This window comes from Clavibacter michiganensis subsp. tessellarius (assembly GCF_021922985.1).
Lineage (GTDB): Bacteria > Actinomycetota > Actinomycetes > Actinomycetales > Microbacteriaceae > Clavibacter > Clavibacter tessellarius.
Genome location: NZ_CP040788.1, coordinates 3,206,206 through 3,228,523, shown reverse-complemented (window position 1 = coordinate 3,228,523; position 22,318 = coordinate 3,206,206). Strand labels below are relative to the sequence as shown.

General features: G+C 73.8%; 12 protein-coding genes. 3 read left to right on the top strand and 9 right to left on the bottom strand.

The features are described 5' to 3' along the window. Positions 1-59 precede the first annotated feature (59 nt). The 7 genes from FGG90_RS15340 to FGG90_RS15310 all read right to left on the bottom strand — a co-directional run bounded on the left by FGG90_RS15340 (position 60) and on the right by FGG90_RS15310 (position 16,920). Entirely contained in the window at positions 60-6,218 is a 6,159-nt protein-coding gene (locus FGG90_RS15340; RefSeq protein ID WP_094126213.1) for a PKD domain-containing protein, read from the bottom strand. 49 nt (positions 6,219-6,267) lie between these two features. Next, the gene (locus FGG90_RS15335) at positions 6,268-7,509 is read right to left on the bottom strand and encodes a glycosyltransferase family 4 protein (RefSeq protein ID WP_094131170.1); all 1,242 of its coding nucleotides are present in this window, start codon (positions 7,507-7,509) and stop codon (positions 6,268-6,270) included. Then, positions 7,506-8,351, bottom strand: coding sequence for a CDP-alcohol phosphatidyltransferase family protein (locus FGG90_RS15330; protein WP_165771340.1), 846 nt, complete (start codon positions 8,349-8,351; stop codon positions 7,506-7,508). The genes FGG90_RS15335 and FGG90_RS15330 overlap by 4 nt, the downstream gene beginning before the upstream one ends. After that, the gene (locus FGG90_RS15325) at positions 8,348-9,580 is read right to left on the bottom strand and encodes a DUF1972 domain-containing protein (protein WP_094126214.1); all 1,233 of its coding nucleotides are present in this window, start codon (positions 9,578-9,580) and stop codon (positions 8,348-8,350) included. Before FGG90_RS15325 ends, FGG90_RS15330 begins: the two co-directional genes overlap by 4 nt. A 1-nt stretch (position 9,581) precedes the next feature. Then, complete coding sequence (locus FGG90_RS15320) at positions 9,582-11,126, bottom strand: sugar transferase (protein ID WP_210433006.1); 1,545 nt, start codon at positions 11,124-11,126, stop codon at positions 9,582-9,584. Positions 11,127-11,449: 323 nt separating this feature from the next. After that, positions 11,450-14,047, bottom strand: coding sequence for a right-handed parallel beta-helix repeat-containing protein (locus FGG90_RS15315; protein ID WP_094126216.1), 2,598 nt, complete (start codon positions 14,045-14,047; stop codon positions 11,450-11,452). A gap of 287 nt (positions 14,048-14,334) precedes the next feature. Then, the gene (locus FGG90_RS15310) at positions 14,335-16,920 is read right to left on the bottom strand and encodes a right-handed parallel beta-helix repeat-containing protein (protein ID WP_094126217.1); all 2,586 of its coding nucleotides are present in this window, start codon (positions 16,918-16,920) and stop codon (positions 14,335-14,337) included. A gap of 376 nt (positions 16,921-17,296) precedes the next feature. Here FGG90_RS15310 and FGG90_RS15305 point away from each other — a divergent pair, with 376 nt between their 5' ends. Further along, the gene (locus FGG90_RS15305; protein ID WP_094126218.1) at positions 17,297-17,794 is read left to right on the top strand and encodes an adenylyltransferase/cytidyltransferase family protein; all 498 of its coding nucleotides are present in this window, start codon (positions 17,297-17,299) and stop codon (positions 17,792-17,794) included. A 47-nt stretch (positions 17,795-17,841) separates the two neighbouring features. On the opposite strand, the gene pip is transcribed toward FGG90_RS15305, so the two are convergent. After that, on the bottom strand, positions 17,842-18,816 hold the full coding sequence (gene pip / locus FGG90_RS15300; protein ID WP_094126219.1) for a prolyl aminopeptidase: 975 nt from the start codon (positions 18,814-18,816) through the stop codon (positions 17,842-17,844). A gap of 114 nt (positions 18,817-18,930) precedes the next feature. On the opposite strand from pip, the gene FGG90_RS15295 reads away from it, so the two are divergent. Together FGG90_RS15295 and FGG90_RS15290 are read left to right on the top strand one after the other, a co-directional pair. Next, a complete protein-coding gene (locus FGG90_RS15295; RefSeq protein WP_094126220.1) occupies positions 18,931-19,719 on the top strand; it encodes a GDSL-type esterase/lipase family protein in 789 nt (262 codons plus the stop codon). Between the two features lie 34 nt (positions 19,720-19,753). Beyond that, the gene (locus tag FGG90_RS15290) at positions 19,754-20,005 is read left to right on the top strand and encodes a CopG family transcriptional regulator (protein ID WP_094131172.1); all 252 of its coding nucleotides are present in this window, start codon (positions 19,754-19,756) and stop codon (positions 20,003-20,005) included. A 104-nt stretch (positions 20,006-20,109) separates the two neighbouring features. On the opposite strand, the gene FGG90_RS15285 is transcribed toward FGG90_RS15290, so the two are convergent. Beyond that, positions 20,110-22,302 carry an acyl-CoA dehydrogenase family protein gene (locus FGG90_RS15285; protein ID WP_094126221.1) on the bottom strand — a complete coding sequence of 731 codons (2,193 nt, stop codon included), beginning with the start codon at positions 22,300-22,302 and terminating at the stop codon, positions 20,110-20,112. Between the last annotated feature and the right edge of the window lie 16 nt (positions 22,303-22,318).

The following is a 22,318-nucleotide window of genomic DNA, read 5'->3' as shown; positions in this document are numbered from 1 at the left end:
GACGCCCCGGCGGGCGGGTCCGGGGACCCGCCCGCCGGGGCGTCGTCGTCGTGCCCGGGTCAGCGGGCCGTGCCGTCCGTCACCAGCAGGTCGTCGAGCGAGAAGGCGACGGGCGCCGTCGCCGAGCTCGACACGTACGTCTGGATCCCGAACGTGCCCGCGGTCTGCAGGGCGGCCAGGGTCCCGGTCGTCGTCGACTGCCACGCGATCGGCTCGGCCTGGCCGACGGGCCACACCTTCGCGTTCATCGTGGTGGGCGACGTGCCCGTCACCTGCACGCGGACCCGCAGCTGCTGCCCGGCCGTGTACGTGAGGTTCGGGACGACCACCGACTTCAGGTTGGTGCCGTTCTCGGACTGCACGATCATGACCTGGCCGGTCGACCGCACCCAGACCTGCGTCTGGTAGTACGACGATCCGACCTGGCGCGAGTTGATCCGCACGTACGCGCCGCCGCCCGTGGGCACCCTGTCGAGCGCGAAGGAGACCTGCGCGTCCGATGCGGTGGTGCTCACGGCGTCGAGGCTCGCGGTGCGGGTCTCGCCGGCAGGGCTGGCGACCTGCGCCTTCCCGTCCTGCACCTTGAGGATCGACGCGTTGCCGGTGATGCGCCAGGCGCCTCCGGTCTCCGCCGTGCCCCAGCCGTTGGCGGCAATGCGGGTGAAGGTGTCCTGCGCGAGGATCCCGGCGGCGGGCGGCGTGACGACCGGGGCGGTCACCGTGACGGTGCCGTCCTTCTTCGCCGACGCCAGTCCCTTGTCGTCCGTGACCGTGAGCGACACCGTGTAGGTGCCCGCGGCGGCGTAGGCGTGGGTCGCGGTGCGGCCCGTGCCGGTCGTGCCGTCCCCGAACGCCCAGGCGTACGAGGCGACCGTGCCGTCCGCGTCGGTCGACGTGGATGCGTCGAACGAGGCGGTCAGGTCCTTGGCCGTCGACGTGAACGCCGCCGTCGGGGCCTGGTTGGCCGGCGTGACGACCGGCGCGGTCACCGTGACCGTGCCGTCCTTCTTCGCCGAGACCAGGCCCTTGTCGTCCGTCACCGTGAGCGACGCCGTGTACGTGCCGGCCGCGGCGTACGCGTGGTCCACCGTCTTGCCGGTGCCGGTCGTGCCGTCCCCGAACGCCCAGGCGTACGAGGCGACCGTGCCGTCCGCGTCCGTGGACGTGGATCCGTCGAACGAGGCCGTCAGGTCCTTGGCCGTCGACGTGAACGCCGCCGTCGGGGCCTGGTTGGCCGGCGTGACGACCGGCGCGGTCACCGTGACCGTGCCGTCCTTCTTCGCCGACACGAGGCCCTTGTCGTCCGTCACCGTGAGCGACGCCGTGTACGTGCCGGCCTTCGCGTAGGCGTGGTCGACCGTGCGGCCGGTGCCCGTCGCGCCGTCCCCGAACGCCCAGGCGTACGAGGCGACCGTGCCGTCCGCGTCGGTCGACGTGGATCCGTCGAACGAGGCCGTCAGGTCCTTGGCCGTCGACGTGAACGCCGCCGTCGGGGCCTGGTTCGCCGGCGCGGGCGCCTGGCCGTCGCGGGCGACGACGAGGTCGTCGAACCGCGTCGTGACGGGAGCCGTCGCCGACCCCGAGAGGTAGGTCTGGATCCCGACGGAGCCGGCGGCCTGCAGCGCGGCGGTCGAGCTGGTGACGCTCGTCTGCCACGCGGAGGGCTCGGCCTGGCCGGCGATCCACACCTTCGCCTTGACGGTGGTCGGCGAGGTGCCGGTCGTCAGGACGCGGACGCGGAGCTGCTGGCCGGCCTGGTACGTGGTGCCGGGGAGGATGTACGACCCGAGGGTCGTCGCCCCCTCCGACTGCACCAGCTGGATCTGCCCGGTCGCCTTGATCCAGACCTGCGTCTGGTAGAAGGCCGAGCCCACCTGGCGGGAGTTGACCCGGGCGTAGGACCCGCCGCCGGTCGGGACCGCGTCGAGCGAGAACACCGCCGTGACGTCCGACGACGTGGTCGAGACCGCGTCGAGGCTCATCGTGCGGGTCTCGCCCTTGGGCGACACCACCTGGCCCGTGCCGTCCTGCACCCGGACGATGTTCGTGCCGCCGGTGACGCGCCAGGCGCCGCCGAGGTCCGCCGTGCCCCAGCCCGACTGGACCGTGCGGCCGAAGGAGTCCTGCGCGAGCACGTTCAACGCGGGCGCCGTGACGGTGACCTGCGAGGTCGTCGTCGTGGCGAGGCCCTTGTCGTCCGTGACCGTGAGCGACACCGCGAAGGCGCCGGCGGCCGCGTAGGCGTGGGTCGTGGTGCGGCCCGTGCCGGTGGTCCCGTCCCCGAACGCCCAGGCGTAGGACGCCACGGTGCCGTCGGGGTCGCTCGACGTGGAGGCGTCGAGCGAGGCGACGAGGTTCGCCACGCTGCTCGTGAACGCGGCGACGGGCGCCTGGTTCACGGGCGGGGCGGTGACCGTGACGCTCGCGGTCGTGCGACCGGTCGCGCCCGTGTCGTCCGTCACCGTCAGCGCGACCGTGTAGGTGCCGGCCTTCGCGTAGGGGTGGGCGATGGAGGCGCCGGTGCCGGTCGTCCCGTCGCCGAACTCCCACGCCCAGGACGCGATGGTGCCGTCCGGGTCGCTGGAGGCGCGGCCGTCGAGGTTCGCGACCAGGTCGGTCGTGGTCGAGGCGATGACCGCGACGGGCTCCCGGTTGACCGGGGGCGCCGTGACCTGCACCTGCGTGGACGCGGTGCCGGTGAGGCCCCTGTCGTCCGTGACCGTGAGGGTCACCGTGTAGGCGCCGCCCGCGGCGTAGGCGTGCGTCGGCGTCGGGCCGGTGCCCGTGCTGCCGTCGCCGAAGTCCCACGCGTAGGAGGCGACGGTGCCGTCGGCGTCCGTCGAGGCGGATCCGTCGAGCTTGGCCGTGAGGTCGGTCGCGGTGGCCGTCACGACGGCGGTCGGCGCGATGTTGGCGGGGGCCGCCTTCACGGTCACCTGCTGCTGCGCGCGGTTCGTCGTGCCGCGGTCGTCCGTCACCGTGAGCGTCACCGCGTAGGTGCCGGCCTCGGCGTAGGTGTGCGACTGCTGCGCGCCGGACGCCTGGACGCCGTCGCCGAAGTCCCAGTCGTAGGCGGTGAGCGTGCCGTCGGCGTCCGTCGAGCCGGTCGCGTCGAACGCGGCCGTCAGGAAGTCCGCCGTCTGCGCGAACTGGGCCTTCGGGGCCTGGTTCGGCACGCGGCCGGTCGTCCCGAGCGAGTAGTGCGTCGCGATGGTGCTGGCCGCGAGCACGGTCGGGTACACCGCGACCTCGTCCATCCGGCCCTCGAAGGTGCCGCTGGAGGAGCCCCAGGTGTTGTCGCCGCCGATGCGCCAGTAGCCGTCGTAGGCCTGCGCCTGCGTCTGGCCGTTCTGGCCGACGAGGTCGCCGTCCACGTAGAGCTTCAGGCCGTCGGATCCCTGCGACGCGACCATGTGGTGCCACTGGCCGTCGTTGTAGGGGCGCTCGGAGCCCGCGAGGTTGGTCTGACCCGTCCAGGTGCCGAACTGCAGGCGTCCGTCGTCCTGCATGTAGACGTGGCGGTCGTAGCTGCCGGAGAAGTTGAAGGGATCCGCGTTGTCGCCGAACCCGATCAGCTTGCCGCCGCGCGTGGTGGTGGTCTGGAACCACATCTCGAGCGAGTACGAGGTGGGGTTCGAGATCCGCTGCTGGCTCACCGCGATGCTGTCGGAGAACGCCGCCGCCTGGCCGACGGGGCCGGTGAGGGCGCCCGCCTGGCCGAAGCGCACGTTGCGTCCGACGTTCGCGCCGACGTCGTTCTGGCCGGCGTCCTTCAGCGTGGACGAGCCGTCGGCGTCGTCGAGGCGCCAGTAGGAGGACGGGTCGGCGGCGTACACGGCCTTGCCGTAGGCGTCCCCGGGGGCGGGCGGGATGGGCGAGGTGCGGCCGGAGGCGACGAGGTGGTCGACCACGTCCGCGCGGGTGAGCGCGGTCGGGTAGATCGACACCTGGCCGATGTCGCCGGCGAGGTACGCGCTCCGGGGCTGGTTCGGCCAGCCGCCGAGGTTGTCGCCGCCGACGCGCCAGAAGCCCTGGTAGTCCTGGCCGCGGGTGGTGTCCGCGCGCTGGCCGGCGAGCTTGCCGTCGACGAACAGCCTCATGCCCTCGGCGCCCATGGTGGCGACGATCTGGTGCCACTTCCCGTCGTTGAACCCGGGGGCCGAGCTCATCGTCTGGGTCGCGCCGGTGTAGACGCCGAAGAGCACGCGCCCGTCGTTGTCGAGGTACACCATCCGGTCGTAGTTGTTCGACGTGCCGGTGCTGCTGCCGCCGAAGCCGACGACCTTGCCGCCGTCGGTCGAGGTCGTCCTGACCCACGACTCCACGCTGAACGTGTCGGGCGCCTGCACCGCCTGGGGCGTGACCGCGAAGGACCCGTCCTGGCCGGAGAACGTCGTGGCGGTGGATCCGTCGATCGGGCCCGCGGCGCCGCGCGTCGCCTTGTCGACCCGGAGGTCCTCGAACGCGACGTGGTCGAGGCCCGCGGTGCCGTCCTTCTCGTCGAGCGGGTAGTACGCGGTCGCGCCGTCGTCCTTCACGCTCGTGGCGTACGCGTCGCTGCCGGACTGGTCGGTGATGACCACGGGCGCGGCGCCGTTGCGGTCGACGGAGTTGCCCGCCGAGTCGGTGACGACGACCTTGTAGGTGTGCGAGCTGCCGGGCACGAGGCCCTTGTCGATGAAGCCCATCGACGGCCGCTGCCAGAACGTGGAGTCCTGCGTGACCTGGTAGACGGGCGTGGACGTCTTGCCGTCGCGGATCACCTTGTAGGTGAGGCGCGTCGAGTCGCGGTCGAAGGTGGCCTGCCAGGAGACGCGGGCCTCGCCCTTCGTGTACGAGATCGGCTTGGGGACGAGCTGGTCGTTGCCGTTCGGGCCGACCTTGTTCGGGGCGTCCTTGGCCATCGCGTAGCGGACGAGGCCCTGCTGCGCGGTGGTGTTCACGAACGGGAACTCGCCGCCGACGACGATGTAGTCCTCGTTGCCGTTGACGCTCCAGGCCGCCTGGCCCTGCCCGGTGAAGGAGCCGGTCACGTACTTGGGGAACCAGTTGAGCAGCGACGGGGACGGCGTGCCGGCCCAGTTGTGGTACCCGTACGGGTCGGCCGTGGCCGTGCCCGTCGCGGTCTTGGAGAACGCGAGGCTGTGCTGGAAGGTCCAGGGCTCGGTCTGCGGGAAGCCGCCGATGTTGCCGCAGTAGTGCGGGTGGCCGGCGACGTACGCGACCTTGCTGGTCGCGAAGACGGAGTAGGTGTCGCCGTGGCAGTCCTCGACCCAGCTGACGACGCCCGTGTTCGGGTCGGCCGAGAAGGCGCCCTCGAGGTTGCCGCCGGCGCCGAACGTGTAGCCGGATCCATAGACCCGGTCGTCGGTCGCGTACAGGCTCGTGATGGACGACTCGACGCCGGCGTTCTTGACCTTCTGGTTCGCCGCCCACGGGAGGGATGCGCCCGAGGCGGGATCCACCGCGCCGAGCCCGTAGGTCGGCGTGCCGCTGAGCTGCGTGAAGCGGCCGCCGACGACGAGCTTGGACGCGTCCTTCGTGAGCGTGAGCGCGTCCACGACGGTGTCCGCATCCGCGACGAAGGCCGTGTTCTGGCCGTTCGCCGCGGACACCGCGGCCAGGTACTTCCGAGCGGCGCCGTTGACGCTCTGGAAGGTGCCGCCGAGGTACACGGTGTCGTTCGAGGCGCTCACCGTGCGGGTCTGGCTGCCCATGATCGGGCGGAACGTGGGGATGACCTTGCCGGTCGCGGTGCTGAACGCCGCGGCGCGGTAGTAGCCCTGGCCGTCGATGTCGGTGAAGTCGCCGACCACGTAGATGCGCGAGCCGTCGGGCGAGGCCGTCACCGACAGCGCCTGCGCGTTGAGCTTCGGCGCGAACGACGTGATGAGCGCGCCCGTGCGGATGTCGTAGGCGAGCAGGTTGCTGCGCGGCGTGAGGTTCGTGCCGGCCGCGGCGCCCGCGGGGCGCGCGTTCTGGAACTTGCCGGCCACGTAGACCGTGTTGCCGACGACGACCTGCGACCAGGCGACGCCGTCGATCTGGGTCGTGGGCAGCGGGTCGGCCGTGACCGTGACGGGCGTCTTCGGGTCCGTCGGGTCGACGGGCGCGGAGTCCGCCATCGCGGGCTGCGCGACGACGACCGCGGACAGGATGACCGCGGCGGCCGCGGTCATCGCCGCCAGGCGACGGCCCGCGGAGGAGAGGATGCTCATTTCGTCCTTGCTGAGGATGGGTGGTGCGGGTGAGGGAGGGTGCCGGGGGTCAGCGGGAGCTGGCCGGTCGGGGGCTGCCGATGCGCTTCGTGGGCGTCAGCATCTCGCCCACCGACCGCGCGATGCGCTGCCGGTAGAGCTCGGGTCCGTGCCGGTGCTCGGCGCGGAAGCGGTCCCGGGCGGCCCGGGCGCGGTACGCGTCCCACTCCGCCTGGATGTCCTGGAGGGCGTCCGCGAGCGCGGCCGGGTCCGACGGCGGCACGAGGCGCGCCGACTCGTAGCCGCCCGCGGCCTCGCGGAGGCCGGAGGTGTCGCTGACCACCACGGGCCGCGCGGCCAGCAGCGCCTCGACGGCGGTGTTGCCGAACGGCTCGTCCACCCGGGAGGGCACGACGCATGCGTCGGCGGCGGCCATGAACGGGGTGACGTCGGCGTGGAAGCCGTGCAGCGTGACGAGGTCGTCGAGCTCGAGCACGCGGATCATGGTGCGCAGCTGCTCCTCGTACCACTCGTAGCCGGGGAACACGGCGCCCACCACGTCGAGGGACGCGGGCACGCCGCGGTCGCGGAGCTCGACGATCGCCTCGACGGCGACGTCCACGCCCTTGCGGTCGGAGAGCCGGCCGACGTAGAGCACGCGCAGGCCGCCGTCGAGCGCGGGGCGGGCGGGGACGGGATCCGCGGGGCCGGGCACGCCGTTGTGCACGACCACGGCCCGACGCGCGACCCGGGGGAGGGCGCGGCCGAGGACCTCGACGCTGTAGCGGCTGTTCGCGACCACGCGGCTGGCGAGCGCGAGCGGCAGGGCGAGCGCCGTGCCGACCGCGCGCGACGCGGACCCCTCGGCCTCGTGCACGTGGGCCAGGACGGGACGGCCCGTGAGGCGGCCGACGAGGATCCACAGCGGGATCGTCACGGTGTTCACGTACACGGCGTCCGGGCGGACGCGGCGCACGAGGCCGACGCCGGCCGACAGGCCGCGCGCCGACTGGCCGACGAGCGACGCGAAGCCGCGCGGGCGCAGCATCGCCTTCCGGAGCACGGGCGTGGGCGCGTGGTGCACGACCGCGCCGACGCCGGTGAGGGCGTCGACGAGCGGCCCGTCGGACGGCAGGGTCACGACCGTGCGGGCGCCGGCGGCCACGAGGCCGGCGACGCTCTCGAGGAGGACCCGGTCGGATCCGTACAGCTCGGCGCTCGGGTGGGCGACGAGGATCGTGCGGCCGCGGAGGTCCGCGCCCTCGTCCTCCGCCTGGGCGAGCGCCCGCTCGACGCCGGCGAACGCGGTCACGCGGTCACCCGCGCGGATCCCGCGGACGACGCGGACGCGGAGGACGCGGGCGCCGACGACGCGGCGGCCTCGGCACGGCGCGCGTCGAGCGCGCCCATGTCGCGGAACCACTTGACCGACGCGAGCGCGAGGTGCCCGGCGTTGGCGAGCATCATCAGCGCGTAGACCGCGAGGAACACGACCGGGGCGCCGAGCAGCGCGAACACGATGCAGAGGAAGCCGTAGTCGGTGGGGATCACGAGCAGCGAGCGCAGCAGGGTGGAGCGCCCTGCCTCGGGCGCCGGGCCGCCGGCGACCTGGTGCACGCGCTTGAGCTGGTCGTTGAGGATCATCGCGAAGAAGCTCACGGCGGCCACGATCGCGTAGGCGACGGGCACGAGGAGCCACGCGTCGGAGTCCGTGGCGGGCCAGCGGAACATCGACACGAGCACCGCGAGGTGCAGCGACGAGATCTTGACGCAGTCGACGACGTGGTCGAGCCACTCCCCCGACAGCGATCCGCCGCCGCGGAGGCGCGCGACCTGGCCGTCGGCCGAGTCGAACGCGTAGCCCACGGCGAGCAGCAGCCACACGGCGATGCCGAGCCACGCGGCGGGCTCCACCAGCGCGACGAGCGCGATGCCGGTGAAGGTGAAGGCGGCGCTGATCGCGGTGACCTGGTTCGGGGTCAGCCCGGCGCGGTAGGCCCACGCGGCGAGCAGGCGCCCGGCCGGGCGGTTGACGCGGATCGAGTACGCGGGCGCGCCGCGGGCGGCCTTCTTCTGCGCGCTCGCCAGGCGGCGGACGACGTCGGCGTACGACTCGTCGCGCGCGGGCGCCGCGGTGCCGGTCGCGGCGCTCATCGGCTCTCCTCGAGGAGGAAGGAGGTGCGGCTGGCGTCGGCGGCGCGGAGCTCCGGCTCCCAGCGGGTGGCGGAGCGGACGCCGCGGCTCATGCCGTGCGTCGAGTAGCCGCGCGTCATGCGGGCCGCGAGCTCCTCGTATCCGTCGGCGATCGCGTCCCAGTCGTAGGTCTCCTCGGCGCGCTCCTGCAGGCGGCGGCCGATCGCGACGGCCTCCTCCGCGGCGGCCTCGGCGCCCTCCACGAGCGCGGCGACGCCGGCGGCGTCCGACCAGAAGCGGCCGTCCTCGCCGAGCACATCGCGGTTGAAGACGTTGTCGTTCGCGAGCGTCGCGGTCGCGGCGCCCATGGCGCGCAGCAGCGACGGGTTGGTGCCGCCGACCGAGTGGCCGTGGATGTAGGTGAGCGCGTGGGCGTAGAGCTGGTCGAGCTGCTCCTGGTCCCACACCCCGCCGAGGCGCTGGATGCGCGGGTCGGCGGTGGCGACCTGCTCGATCCGGTCGGTGTACGCGGCGGAGTACGGCGCGGATCCGACGACGACGAGCGGCAGGGTCGCGCCCGAGGCGGTGTACCCGTCGACGATGACGTCGACGTGGTTCTCCGGCTCGAAGCGCGCGACGACCAGGTGGTACTGGCCGGGCTCGAGGCCGAGCTCGGCGAGGCGGTCGCTCGCGGGGTCGCGCAGGATGTTCGCGCCGTAGGTGAGGAGCTCGGTGGGGATGCCGAACTCGTGGTCGTAGTAGTCGGCGATGCCCTGCGCGTCGGAGATGAGCGCGTCGGCGTTCTTCACGGCCATCTGCTCCGCGATCCGGTAGTACTTCTTCCCCATCCGGCCCCACTTGCCGCGCTTCCACTCGAGGCCGTCCACGTGCACGGCCGTGGCCGCGCCGCGCGAGCGGATGAGGGGGACGAACGGCGCGTTGGCGGCGTTGAACACGAAGGCCGCGTCCTGGCGCTTGCCGAAGGCCAGGTGGATCGCGGACAGCGCGGTGTGGCTGAGCGTCTCGATCGACTTGGTCTTGAGCGCGGGCAGGTGCACGAGCGTCATGCCGAGGTGGGTGCGGGGGCGCGAGCGGTTGGCCGAGCGGCAGTAGACGGTGACGTCGTGGCCGCGGGCGGCGAGGCGCTGCCCGATCTCCTCGATGGCGGTCTCGAATCCGCCGTAGGCGGCGGGGACACCCCGGGTGCCGACCATGGCGATGCGGAGACGACGCGGTTCGATGACAGACATTTCAGTAAGCCCCTACGGGTCGGGTGAGCACCCGGAAGGTGCGCCACATGATCATGACGTCGCCGGTCAGGGACCAGTTCTCGACGTAGTACAGGTCGAGCCGGACGCTCTCGTCCCAGCTCAGGTCGCTCCGGCCGTTCACCTGCCACATGCCCGTGAGGCCGGGCTTGATGAACAGACGGCGGTGCACGTGGCTCTCGTAGCCCTGCACCTCGGTGCGCAGCGGCGGACGCGGGCCCACGAGGCTCATGTCGCCGACGAGGATGTTCCACAGCTGCGGCAGCTCGTCGAGCGAGTACCGGCGGAGGACGGCGCCCACGCGGGTGACGCGCGGGTCCTTCCGCAGCTTGAACAGCGGGCCGGATCCCTCGTTGTCCTTCGCGAGCGCCGCGAGCTCGGCCTCCGCGGTGACCCGCATCGACCGGAACTTCAGCATGTGGAACTCGCGGCCGGCCTTGCCGACGCGCTCCTGGCGGAAGAGGGCGCCGCCCGGGCTGTCGAGGGCCACGATGAGCCCGATGAGGAGCATCGCGGGGGCGAGGACCACGATCGCGACGCCGGACACCGCGATGTCGAGCGCGCGCTTCAGCACGTGCTTCCCGCCCTCGAACTGCGGGATCTCCACGTGGATGAGCGGGAGGCCCTCGACCGGGCGGAAGTGGATGCGCGGACCGGCGACGTCCGTGAGGCGCGACGCGAGCACCAGCTCGATGGAGGAGCCCTCGAGCTCCCAGCCGAGCGTGCGGACGGCGTTGCTGCCGGCGCGCGGCTGGCTCGCGACGATCACGGCGTCGGCCGCGGTGCGGGCGGCGGCCGCGGCGACGGATCCGAGGTCGGAGACGACGGGGATCATGCGACCCGCGACGTCGAGGCCGTCGACGTGCTCGTCGATCGCGACGCCCACCACCGTGTAGCCGGAGGCGGGGCGCAGCAGGATCTGCTCGGCCACGTCCTCCACGTCGGCGCGGCTGCCGACGACGACCACGCGGGAGAGGTGTTCGCCCTGGATGCGGCGGCGGATGAGCCACTGGCGCCAGCTCCACCGGGCCACGAGCAGCGCGACGACGCCGAGCGGGAACGCGAGGACCACGTAGCCGCGGGCGATGTCGACCTTGAGGAGGAGGAACGCGATCGCGAGCGCGCCGAAAGTGATGGCCGAGGCGTTGACGACGCGCTTGTACTCCCCGACCCCGACGCCGACGATGCGGGCGTCGCGGGTGCGGAAGGCGCCGAGCACGGCGATCCACGCGGCCACGACGATCACCGAGACGATGCCGTAGTCGAGCTGGAGGGATCCGGCGTCGACGGCCGCGTCGCCCGTGCCGAAGCGCGTGAGCTGCGCGGCGAGCACGGTGACGATGATGATCGCGTAGTCGGAGGCGATGAGCCGGGTGCGGTAGTCGCGGGCCCAGCGACGGCCCGACAGGGCGAGCGGAGCGGCGGGCGCGACGCCGGATCCGATGATCGGGCGGTGCGCGGAACGCCGCTCCGGGCGCACGCGGGTGCCGCCGCCCCGGGTCGCGGGACGGTTCCTGGTGGTGCTCATCGCGTGCCGGGCAGCGCGTCGAGCGGTCGGGGGGTGCGGGGTCGGTCGGATGCGGGGAGGCGCGGCCGTCGGGTACGGTCCAGCGCCGATGACGGGTTCATCGGGTGTGTGCCTGCGTTTCGGGTTACAGGTGGGTGGTGCGGGGTGCGACGGGGTCCGGGTAGACCTCGTCGGGTGCATGGCTCCGTGGTGGACGGCGGCTGGGTGGGCCTCGTCCGGGAGTGACCGTCGCGGGTACGACGGGTGAACACCTCGTGGTGACTCTGGCAATGCTAAACGCAGCCTGAGCCCCGTCGCCCCTCCCCCTTCGGGGGACGGATCCCCTACCCGGCCGACGCGCCGATCACCCGGGCCCCGGTAGCCACCCCGCGCAGCGTCGCGACCGCGGCGGGCACCGCGACGGCGACCGTCGCCTGCTGCGCCTGGATCTCGCTCGTGAGCCGCCAGCCGGATCCGAGCACCTCGCGCCCCACGATGTCGAGGCTCGTGCGGTCGTTCCCCGTGGCCCCGGTGAACGCCCCGACCGTGTCGTGGACGGCCGGGTCGCCGGGGCCGCGGGCCCACACGATCGCCCACCGCGGGCTGGAGGCGACGTCGCGCTGGTAGACGTTGCCGGCGGTCGTGATCCCCATCTGCGTGGCGGAGCGCTCGTGCGAGTGGTCCTCCACCGCGAGCAGCGCGTTGCCGGTGCTGCCCTGCATCACGTTGTCCGCCACCTGGATGTCGGTGACGATCCACGTGACCGTCGGGTCCGGCAGCGCCTGCCGCGGGTCGTGGCCGGCGTCGCCGAGGTTCGCGGCGCGCCGGGTGCCCTGGGCGATGTCCACGTCCCGCGCGTTGGCGGAGAAGGTGTTGGCCCAGACCTGCGCGTGGCCGGAGTCGTCGATCCAGAGGCCGGCGGCGCCGTTGCCCGCGACGACGTTGTCGACGAAGGCGAGCTGCGCGGAGAGCTCGAAGACCACGCCGCCGCCCGTGTTCGCGAGCACGTCGTTGCCGGCCACGACGGCGTCGTGGATCGACTCGTCGAACCAGAGGCCGTTGCCGGTGCTGCGGAGGAACGCGCTGTCGGTCACGTCCACGTCGCGGCTGCGGGTGATCTTGAACCCGCCCGAGACGGGCGCCCGGTTGAAGCCCTCCGTGTTGTCGTCCGCGACGAGCAGCTGGGAGGCGCGGAGCCGGTCGGCGTAGTTCGCGTGGATCCCGAGCATGCCGTTGCGCGCCGAGGTCACCGCGCGCAGGGTGGCGTCCGTCGCCTGGACCGAGAGGCCCGTGGTCGCGTTGTCGGTGATCGCGACGTCCGCGATCGTCACGCCGCGTCCGGTGACGACGACCGCGCCCATGTCGGGGACCGAGGGCGCGTACCGGCGGATGCCGATGCCGCGCACGGTGCTGCCGTCGCCGCGGACGGCGAGGGCGCTGACGCGGTCGCTGGCGCGCACCGTCTGGCTGCCCGGATCGGATCCGAGGTGGAGGCGGTCGGCGGCGGTGTCGACGAAGAACGTCCCCGCGGTCACCTGCGCGAGCGAGGCGACCTGCCGCTGCGCCGCCTGCCCGATCCAGACCTGGTCCGGGTGCGCGGCCATCGGCCGGGCCGGGTCCACGAACGCCCAGCCCTCGCGGGTGCCGTCCGGGGCGCCGCGCGTGTAGGTGGGGCTCGCGTCGAAGGAGACGTCCCAGCCGGAGGCGTAGCGGGTGGATCCGGACGCGGTCCACGAGGTCAGCGTGCGGCTCCCGTCGAGCCAGACGGCCTCGCCCGGGTACGACTGCAGCGTGAGCGCCTTGCCCGCGGGCATCACGACGGTCTCGCGGTAGGTGCCGGCGCGGACGACGACGGTGCGTCCCGACGGCGCCACGTCGACGCCCTTCTGGATGCTCCGGTACGGGGACGCCTTCGTGCCGGCGCCGGCGTCCGAGCCGGTGGGCGAGACGTAGACGCCGTCGGCGGGCGCCGGGTAGGTCGTGGTGCCCACCGCGGCGGAGCCGGATCCCGTGCCGGGCCGCGCGTCGCCGCGGGGCACCGTCTGCTCCGGGTCCGCGGAGGACGGGGCGGGCGCGGTCGGCGTCGGCGTCGGCGTCGGCGTCGGCGTCGGGGTCGGGGTCGGCGTCGGCGTCGGCGTCGGCGTCGCCGTCGCCGCCTTCGTGAGCGGCCGGACCGTCACGTCGTCGAACGCGACGGACTGCGCGGGCGACGACGAGGAGACGTACGACCAGACGCGGGTCGCGGATCCGGAGGCGAGGCGCGCGGCGCTGGAGTCGACCCCGGCCGCCTGCCAGGCGGGCGCGGCCGCGCCCTGGGGCCAGACCCGGGCGTCCACGGCGACCGCGGACGATCCGGAGACCCGCGACTGCAGGTTGAGCACCTTCCCCGGCGCCACGCCGCGCGCCACCACGACGTCGGCCACCACGGTGGTCTGGCCGGCCGTGGATCCGTTCACCCGCACGACCGACAGCCGCGCGTCCCCCGCCGGTTCGACGCGGACGCTGGTCTGGTAGTACGACGTGCCGGTCACGCGCTGCTGCAGGCCCGCGTACACACCGCCGCCCGCGGACGGGATCCGCGGCAGCATCACCTTCATCGTGGCCTCGGCGTCGGCGGCCACCGTGCCCGGCAGGGTCGCGGACACGGAGGCGCCCGACCGCGGCAGGTCGACGACGCCCTGCGTGCCGTTGACGCGGAACGCCGACGGCAGGTCGTACGCGTACGCCGCGGCGCCGGGGGCCGTGCCCCACCCGCCGGTCGCGCTGCGCGTGAACGCGTCGGAGAAGACGGCGGAGCCCGCGACCAGGTCCTGCCCGGTGGCGGCCGACGCCGGATCCGCGACGACGAGCGCCGCCGGCAGGGCGAGGCCGGCGGCGACCGCCAGCGCGATCGCGTGGCGGGAGCGGACGGGGGGACGGGTGGAGCGGGACGTGCCGTTCATGGGTCGGTCCTCGGTGTGCGCGGTGGAGGTGGGCGGTGGACAGCCCGTCCGGGGACGGGCTCGTGGTGCCCTCCCAGGTTCCGTCGCGGCCGTCCGCCGCCCCTCGCGCAGGGGCCAGTAGTCGTACTCATCCGGCGCGCCGGCGCACTGGACGGCGCACTGATCGGCGCCCTGACGCCGCCTCCGCGGCCACCGGCGCCCGTACCGACGCCGCCGCCCGAGCGCGCCCGGACGACAGGACGGGCCGACCCCCGAGGGGATCGGCCCGTCCTGTCGTGCGCGCGGGATCAGCCCACGTCGGCCCCGAGCTCGCGCGCGCCGGTCAGCCAGCCGACGAGGCCGGCGACGGCCCCGACGAGCGGCACGGCGACCTGCGTCTCCACGCGGCGCACCTCGTCGGTGAGCCGGAAGCCGGATCCCACGACCGGGCGCCCGTCGATCGCGAGCGCCGAGCGGTCGTTGCCGGTCGCGGCGCTGAACGCCTGCGCGGATCCGTAGACCGCCGGGTCGCCGGCCCCGCGGGACCAGATGACGGCCCAGCCGGGGCGGTTGCCCGCGTCGCGCTGGTACACGTTGCCCGAGGTCGTGATGCCCATCTGGCCGGCCGAGCGCTGGTGCGAGTGGTCCTCGACGGCCAGCAGGGCGTTGCCGGTGGATCCCTGCATCACGTTGTTCGCGATGTCGATGTCGGTCACCACCCACGTCACGGTGGGGTCCGGCAGCTTCTGCCGCGGGTCGTGCCCGGGCGTCGAGAGGTTCGACGCGCGCCGCGTGCCCTGCGAGATGTCGATGTTCCGGTCGTTCGCGACGAACGTGTTGTTCCAGATGTCGACGTGGCCGGTGTCGTCGATCCAGACGCCCTCCTCGCCGTTGCGGGCCACCACGTTGTCGACGATCGCGATCTGCGCCGAGAGCTCGAAGGCCACGCCCGATCCCGAGTTGTCCATCACGTCGTTGCCCGTGACGTTCGCGTCGTAGACGGACTCGTCGAACCACAGGCCGTTGCCGGCGTTGCGGAGGATCGCGCTGTCCTTCACGTCGACGTCGCGGCTGCGCGTGATCTTGAACCCGCCGGACACGGGCGCGCGGTTGAAGCGCTCGGTGTTGTTGTCGGCGACGAGCAGGCGCGTGCCGCGCAGGCCGTCGGCGTAGTTCGCGTGCATCCCGAGCATGCCGTTGCGGGCGACCGTCAGCGCGGTCGCCTTCGCGCCGGTGGCCGTGATCGAGATGCCCGTGGTCGCGTTGTCGGTGATCACGAGGTTCTCGACGGTCACGTTCCGGCCGGTCACCGTGACGGCGCCGAGGTCCGGCACCGAGGGCGCGTACCGGCGGATGCCGATGCCGCGCACCGTGCTGCCGTCGCCGCGCACGGTGAGCGCCTGCACGAGGTCGCTCGAGCGCACGGGCTGGCTGCCCGGGTCGGATCCGAGGTAGAGCCGGTCGGCCGCGGTGTCCACGAAGAACGTGCCGGGGACGAGCTTGTCGCGGGAGGAGACCTGCTTCTGCGCGGTCGTGCCGACCCAGACCTGGTCGGGGTGCGCGGCCATCGGGTACGCCGGGTCCACGAACCGCCAGCCGACCGCGGTGCCGTCGGGCTTGCCGCGCGTGTAGGTGGGGCTGGCGTCGAAGGTGACGCCCCATCCGGTGGCGAAGCGCGTGGATCCCGCGGCCTGCCATCCGGTGACCGCGCGGCTGCCGTCGAGCCAGACCCTCTCGCCCGGGTGCGCCTGCAGCGTCAGGGCCTTGCCCTGCGGCATGACGACCGACTCGTGGTAGGTGCCCGCGCGGACGACGATCGTGCGCCCGGCGGGCGCCGCGTCGACGGCCTTCTGGATGGTGGCGTACGGCGCCGACTTCGAGCCGTTCCCGGAGTTCGAGCCGGTGGGCGACACGAAGACCGCGTCGCCGGGGACGCCGTAGGAGGTGGATCCGACCGCGGCCGAGCCGGAGCCCGTGCGCGCGTCGCCGAGGGAGACGCCCTGCTCGGCGTCGGACGAGCCGGAGCCCGTGCCGGGCGCGGGAGCCGGCGCGGGGGTCGTCGGCGTCGGGGTGGGCGTGGTGGCGACCGGCGTCGTGAGCGGTCGCACGGCGACGTCGTCGAACGCGATCGGCTGGGGTCCCGAGGACTTCGAGAGGTAGGACCACAGGCGCGTGCCCGACCCCGAGGAGAGGCGGGACGCGCTCGTGTCGATGGCGGCGGCCTGCCAGCCGGGCACCGACTGGCCGTCGACCCACGCGCGGGCGTCGATCGCGACGGCGGAGGTGCCCGAGACCCGCGACTGGATGTTCACCACGCGGCCGGCCACGACGCCGCGCGCCACGACGGTGTCGCCGACGACGGTGGCCTGCCCGGCGGTGGATCCGTTGACGCGCACGACCGAGAGCCGCGCGTCGCCCGCGCTGTCCACCCGCACGCTCGACTGGTAATAGGAGGAGCCGGCCACGCGCTGCTGGACGCCGGCGTAGACGCCGTTGCCCTGGGCGGGGACCCGCGGGATCAGCACGCGGACGGTGGTCTCGCTGTCGGCGGGCGCCGCCACGGGCACGGCGGCCCAGGCCGCGGTGCCGGAGCTCGCGAGGTCGATGACGCCCTGCGCGCCGTTCGCGCGGAACGGGGAGACGCCGTCGTAGGCGTACCCCGCGCCCCAGCCGCCGGTCGCGCTGCGGGTGAAGGAGTCGGAGAAGACGGGGGTGCCGGCCGCGAGGCCCTGACCGCCGGCCGCGTGCGCGGCCTCGGGGGCGGTGAGGACGGCCGGGACGGCGAGGGCGATCGCGACGGCGATCGCGAGCGCGGGGCGGGTGGAGCGCGTCCGGGGGACGGACGCGGAGTGCTTCGGGGTTCGGGCTCGGGTGGGGATCGGGTGGGGATGCATGCGGGCGGGTCCTCGCTCGGATCGGTCCGTCAGACAGGCTGATGAAAACCCACCAGACAGGTGGGGTTCGATGAATGTAACCCAGAAACAGGGTGTTGTGTCCCCCAAAAGGAGGTCATGGCCCCCGGCGGGCGGCCGGACCCCCGGGATCACCGGGATCACCCCCCGTTCGGGTATCCCGCTTCCGCGGCCCGCCGGGTCGCCCGTAAGATCACGGCAGATCCACCCGCTCCCGCCTCCCCCACCCAGGGAGGCCGACGTACCCGCGTCGCGAGCGGGTCGACCTCCGCCCGGCGTACCCGCACCGGGCTGGACCCGATCCCGCATCCGCGCGTACCCGCGCCCGGCCGCGGTCCACCTGGGAGAACGACGAGCCATGACCCGAATCGGCTACGCCGCTGGAGCATTCGACCTGTTCCACGTCGGCCACCTCAACATCCTCAAGCACGCGAAGAGCCGCTGCGACTTCCTCATCGCGGGCGTCGTCTCCGACGAGATGCTCGAGCTGAACAAGGGCATCACGCCCGTGGTGCCGCTCGCCGAGCGCCTCGAGATCGTGAGCCACATCAGCTACGTCGACCAGGCGCGCGCGGAGACGCTGCCCGACAAGGTCGACACCTGGCGCGAGGTCGGCTTCGACGTCTTCTTCAAGGGCGACGACTGGCGCGGCACGGCCAAGGGCGAGCGCCTCGAGGCGGAGTTCGCCGCCGTGGGCGTGGAGGTCGTGTACTTCCCGTACACGATGCACACCTCCAGCACCCGCCTCCGGCGCGCGCTCGACGTCCTGAGCGGCGCGGGCGCGACCGCCGCGGCCCCCGCCGCGCCGCTGCCGCAGCCCGCCGCGCACGCGGCGCCGACGCTCGTCAGCCGCTAGGCGGGGTCCCGGCCGCCGGCCCGCCCGCGCGGCGGCCCGGCGGCGGGTCAGCGCTCCGCGCCCAGCCGGTCCGCCGCGCGCTCGGTCGCCTCGATCAGCGCGTCGAGGATCCCCGGCTCGTCGAAGGCGTGCCCCGCGTCCGGCACCATCGTGAACCGCGCCGCGGGCAGCGCCCGGTGCAGGTCCCACGCGGTCGCGGGCGGCGTGCACATGTCGTAGCGGCCCTGCACGATCTCGGTGGGGATGTCGCGCAGCAGGTGCGCGTCGCGGATCAGCTGGCCGTCCTCCATCCACCCGCCGTGCATGAAGTAGTGGTTCTCGATGCGGGCGAACGCGAGCGCGTACGTCGGCTCCGCGAAGCGCGCCACCACCTCGGGCTTCGGCAGCAGCGTGATGCCCGACGCCTCCCACGTGCTCCACGCGACCGCCGCCGGCCCGTGCACCGCGGGGTCCGGGTCCGCGAGCAGACGCGCGTACGCCGCGATGATCCCGCCGCGCTCCACCCCGGGCACGGGCGCGGTGAACGCCTCCCACCCGTCCGGGTAGACCATGCCCGCGGGGCCCTCGTAGAACCAGTCGAGCTCGCTCGCCCGCAGGGTGAAGATGCCGCGGAGGATGAGGCCCGTCACGCGCGACGGGTGGGTCTCCGCGTACGCGAGCGCGAGGGTCGAGCCCCAGGATCCGCCGAACACGAGCCAGCGCTCGACGCCCAGGTGCTCCCGCAGCCGCTCGAGGTCGGCGACGAGGTGCCACGTGGTGTTGACGGCGAGGTCGGCCTCCGGCGTCGAGACGTGCGGCGTGCTCCCGCCGCAGCCGCGCTGGTCGACGAGCACGATGCGGTAGCGCGCGGGGTCGAACAGGCGCCGGTGGGTCGGGCTGGTGCCGCCGCCGGGGCCGCCGTGCAGGAAGACGACGGGGATGCCGTCCGGGTTCCCCGACGTCTCCCAGCGCAGGAGCTGGCCGTCCCCCACGTCGAGCATGCCGGTGTCGTACGGGTCGATCTCGGGGAAGAGGGTCTGCATGCGAAGAGCCTAGGCGCGGCGGCGCCCCCGATCCGGGGCGGCGCGGGACGGACGGGCCGAGCGCCGCGTACCCTTCCGAGGACACCACCCTCCCCGCCGAGAGACGAGGACCCCTTGCCCGCCCTTCCCGTGAGGCGACCGACGACGCGGACCGTCCCGCGGACGACGCGGCAGCCGCTGCTGCCGCTCGCCTCGCTGGCCGCCCTGGCCGTGGCGCGGCCCACCCTCCGGCTGCACCTCGCGCTCTACATGCGCGACATGGAGGCGGCGATCTTCCCGCCGCACGACGACGTGTCCTCGCTCGCCGGTCCGGATCCGGAGCGCGTGCTCTTCGTCGGCGACATCGGCGTGGCCGGGTACGGCGTGCTCCTCGCGGGCATGGCGATGCCCGCGCAGGTCGCGGGCCGGCGCGGCGCCCGCACGGGGCGCGGCGTCGAGTGGGAGACCGTCGCGTCGTACGACATGACCGCGCGCAAGGCCGCCGCGACGATCACGGCCCGGACCGGTCCGCTCGACCTCGCGGTCGTCGCGCTCGGGATCCCGGACGTGCTCGTGGCGACCTCGGTGGCCGAGTGGACGGACCGGCTCACGGCCATCGTCGAGGCCATCCGCGCCCAGGCGGGAGACGGATGCCGCATCGTCCTCTCGGGCATCCCGCCGATGGACCGCTTCCAGCCGATCCCGATGCTCGGCCGCAAGCTCCTCCTCGCCCAGGTCACGCGGCTGAACCGGGCCACCAGCCGCCTCGACGACCCGGAGCACGGCGTCGTCTACGCGCCGCACCCCGACATCTCCGGCACGCGCATGCACGTGCGCGACCGCTTCTCCTACCGCGTCATGCACGCCCACTGGGCGGAGGCGATGATGCCGTTCCTCGGCGATCCGCGGCCGCCCGAGGCCTGACGCCGGCAGAGCACGATCTGCCATGCTGTCGGCCGTGGACACCGCCGGCAGCCTCCCGGCTCCCGACTCCGACTCGTTCGACCGCGTCGCGGGGCGGTTCGGCATCACCCGGTCAAAGCCCTCCCACATGGCCGGGCGGGAGCTCGCCGACGAGCTCGAGGGCGGAGACCGGGCGGAGCTGTCCCGGCTCGCGGACGCCGCCCTCGCGGATGCAGGTCCACCCGCCGGGACGGATCCGTTCCTCGCCGAATCGGAGCGCATCGCACGGACGTGCACGCCGTGGTGAGCGCCCGCAGGGACGTCGTGCGGGTCCGCTCCGCCGCTTCCTGACGCGCAGGGACGACGAGATGCCGCGCACGGCCCAGCCCGGCACGGCCGCGCGGCGTCGGGCTAGCGCGCCGCCTTCTTCTTCTCGCCCTTCTCCATCCGCGGCGCCGAGCCGTCGGCGATCCGGGCGTCGCGGTACGCGCGCGCCTCGTCCTGGCGGTCCCGCTCCTCGCCGGAGGCGACGGGGGCGCGCACGTGGGCCTGCGTGTAGCCGAAGGAGTCGACGAGGTCCTGCGCGTGCGGGCGCAGGCGGGCGACGAGCCGGTCGACGTAGGCCGTCACGGCCCGGGCGCGTGCGGAGCCGATGCGGCCGTGGATCAGGTACCAGGCCAGGTCGTCCTCGATGAGGCGGAGGCCGAACAGGTCGCGGGTCCAGGTGAGGATCCGGCGGGTGCCGTCGTCCATGACGCGGCCGGTCTCCGACGCGGGATCGAGCGCCTCGGTGAACGCCTCCCACTGCAGCAGCTGCGCGTGCGCGCGGGCCGCCTCGATGAGCGCGTCCTGGTGCCGGTTGAACAGCGCCGCGGCCTCCGCGGGCGGCATCGTGCGGGTGGCCCGCAGCGCCGTCGCGATCTCCGCGACCATCGTCTCCACGCGGCCCGTCAGCAGCGCGCGCTGCGTCTCCGGCTCGCGGAGCTGGCCCACGGAGCGGGCGGTGGATCCGCGGTCGGCGAGCGCCTGCCCGATCCGGCGCAGGCCCGTGGAGCGGAGCGTGCGGTCGGTGGCCTGCTCCACGGCGTAGCGCGCGAGCACCCCGAAGTCGGCCTTCGCGAACCGGCGGTTGACGTCGGTCAGCAGGCGCTTGGCGACGAGCTGGAGGAGCACGGTGTTGTCGCCCTCGAACGTCGCGTAGACGTCGAGGTCGGCGCGGAGCCCCACGAGCCGGTTCTCGGCGAGGAAGCCCTGGCCGCCGCACGCCTCGCGCGCCTCCTGGATCGTGTCGAGCGCGTGCCAGGTGCTGAGCGGCTTGAGCGCGGCGGCGAGGGTCTCGAGGTCCTGCCGGTCCTGATCCGTGTCGGTCCTCCCGGAGAACACCGAGTCGAACTGCGCGAGAAGCTTCTCGTGCGCGAACGAGGCGGCGTAGGTGGTGGCGATGCGCGGGATCAGCCGGCGCTGGTGGCGCTGGTAGTCGAGCAGCACCTCCTCGTCGGTGCCGCCCGCGACGAACTGGCGGCGCTGGTTGCCGTACGTGACGGCGATCTGCAGCGCGATCTTCGCGGCGCTCGTGGCGGCGCCGTCGAGCGAGACGCGGCCCTGCACGAGCGTGCCGAGCATCGTGAAGAAGCGGCGGCCGGGGCTCGTGATCTCGGACGTGTACGTGCCGTCCTCGGCCACGTCGCCGTAGCGGTTCAGGAGGTTCGCGCGCGGGACGCGCACGTGGTCGAAGTGCAGCCGGCCGTTGTCGATGCCGTTGAGGCCGCCCTTGAGGCCGTCGTCCTCGCCGCCGACGCCGGGCAGGAACGCGCCGGTCTCGTCGCGGAGCGGCACGAAGAAGCAGTGCACGCCGTGGTTCACGCCCTGGGTCACGAGCTGCGCGAACACCGTCGCGGCGCGGCCGTCGACCGCCGCGTTGCCGAGGTAGTCCTTCCACGCGGCGCGGAACGGGGTGTGCAGGTCGAACTCGCCCGTCTCGGGGTCGTATGTCGCGGTCGTGCCGATGCTCGCGACGTCGGAGCCGTGCCCGGTCTCGGTCATGGCGAAGGCGCCGGGCGTCTCGAGCGTCATGATCCCCGGCAGCAGCTCGCGGTGGTGGCGCTCGGTGCCGAGGTGCATCACCGCGGAGCCGAACAGGCCCCACTGCACGCCGGCCTTGATCTGGAGCGACGGATCCGCCGCCACGAGCTCCTCGAAGCCCGCGATGTTGCCGCCGTGGTCCTCGAGCCCGCCCACGGAGACCGGGAAGGCGCGGTGCACCCCGCCGTGCTCCACGAGGATCGCCAGCTGCTCGCGCACGCGCGCCCGGTGCTGGTGCATGTCGAGCCCCTCGACGCGGTGCAGCTCCGGGCGGCTCGTCAGCTCGCGCGACGAGCGGCGGACGTCGGCCCAACGCCCGAGGAGGACGCGGCCGAGGCCCTCGACGTCGATCCGCGGACCGGCGCCCGGCGCGTCCTGGCGGCCGTCGGTGCGGTCGAGGTCCTGCGCGACCTCGGCGTCGACCTCGCCCGCGACCGGCACGGGCGTCCCCCGGAGCGCACCTGCCGCGGGGCCTCGTCCCCTCGTGCCGCGGGTGGTGCTTCGTGCCGCCGTGTCGACCATGGATCCTCCGCCAGTT

Coding starts and splice junctions, on each gene's coding strand:
- FGG90_RS15330 (WP_165771340.1), bottom strand. CDS start 8,351: ATGAGCGCCGCGACCGGCACCGCGGCGCCCGCGCGCGACGAGTCGTAC.
- FGG90_RS15285 (WP_094126221.1), bottom strand. CDS start 22,302: ATGGTCGACACGGCGGCACGAAGCACCACCCGCGGCACGAGGGGACGA.
- FGG90_RS15315 (WP_094126216.1), bottom strand. CDS start 14,047: ATGAACGGCACGTCCCGCTCCACCCGTCCCCCCGTCCGCTCCCGCCAC.
- FGG90_RS15310 (WP_094126217.1), bottom strand. CDS start 16,920: ATGCATCCCCACCCGATCCCCACCCGAGCCCGAACCCCGAAGCACTCC.
- FGG90_RS15325 (WP_094126214.1), bottom strand. CDS start 9,580: ATGTCTGTCATCGAACCGCGTCGTCTCCGCATCGCCATGGTCGGCACC.
- FGG90_RS15320 (WP_210433006.1), bottom strand. CDS start 11,126: ATGAGCACCACCAGGAACCGTCCCGCGACCCGGGGCGGCGGCACCCGC.
- FGG90_RS15340 (WP_094126213.1), bottom strand. CDS start 6,218: ATGAGCATCCTCTCCTCCGCGGGCCGTCGCCTGGCGGCGATGACCGCG.
- FGG90_RS15305 (WP_094126218.1), top strand. CDS start 17,297: ATGACCCGAATCGGCTACGCCGCTGGAGCATTCGACCTGTTCCACGTC.
- pip (WP_094126219.1), bottom strand. CDS start 18,816: ATGCAGACCCTCTTCCCCGAGATCGACCCGTACGACACCGGCATGCTC.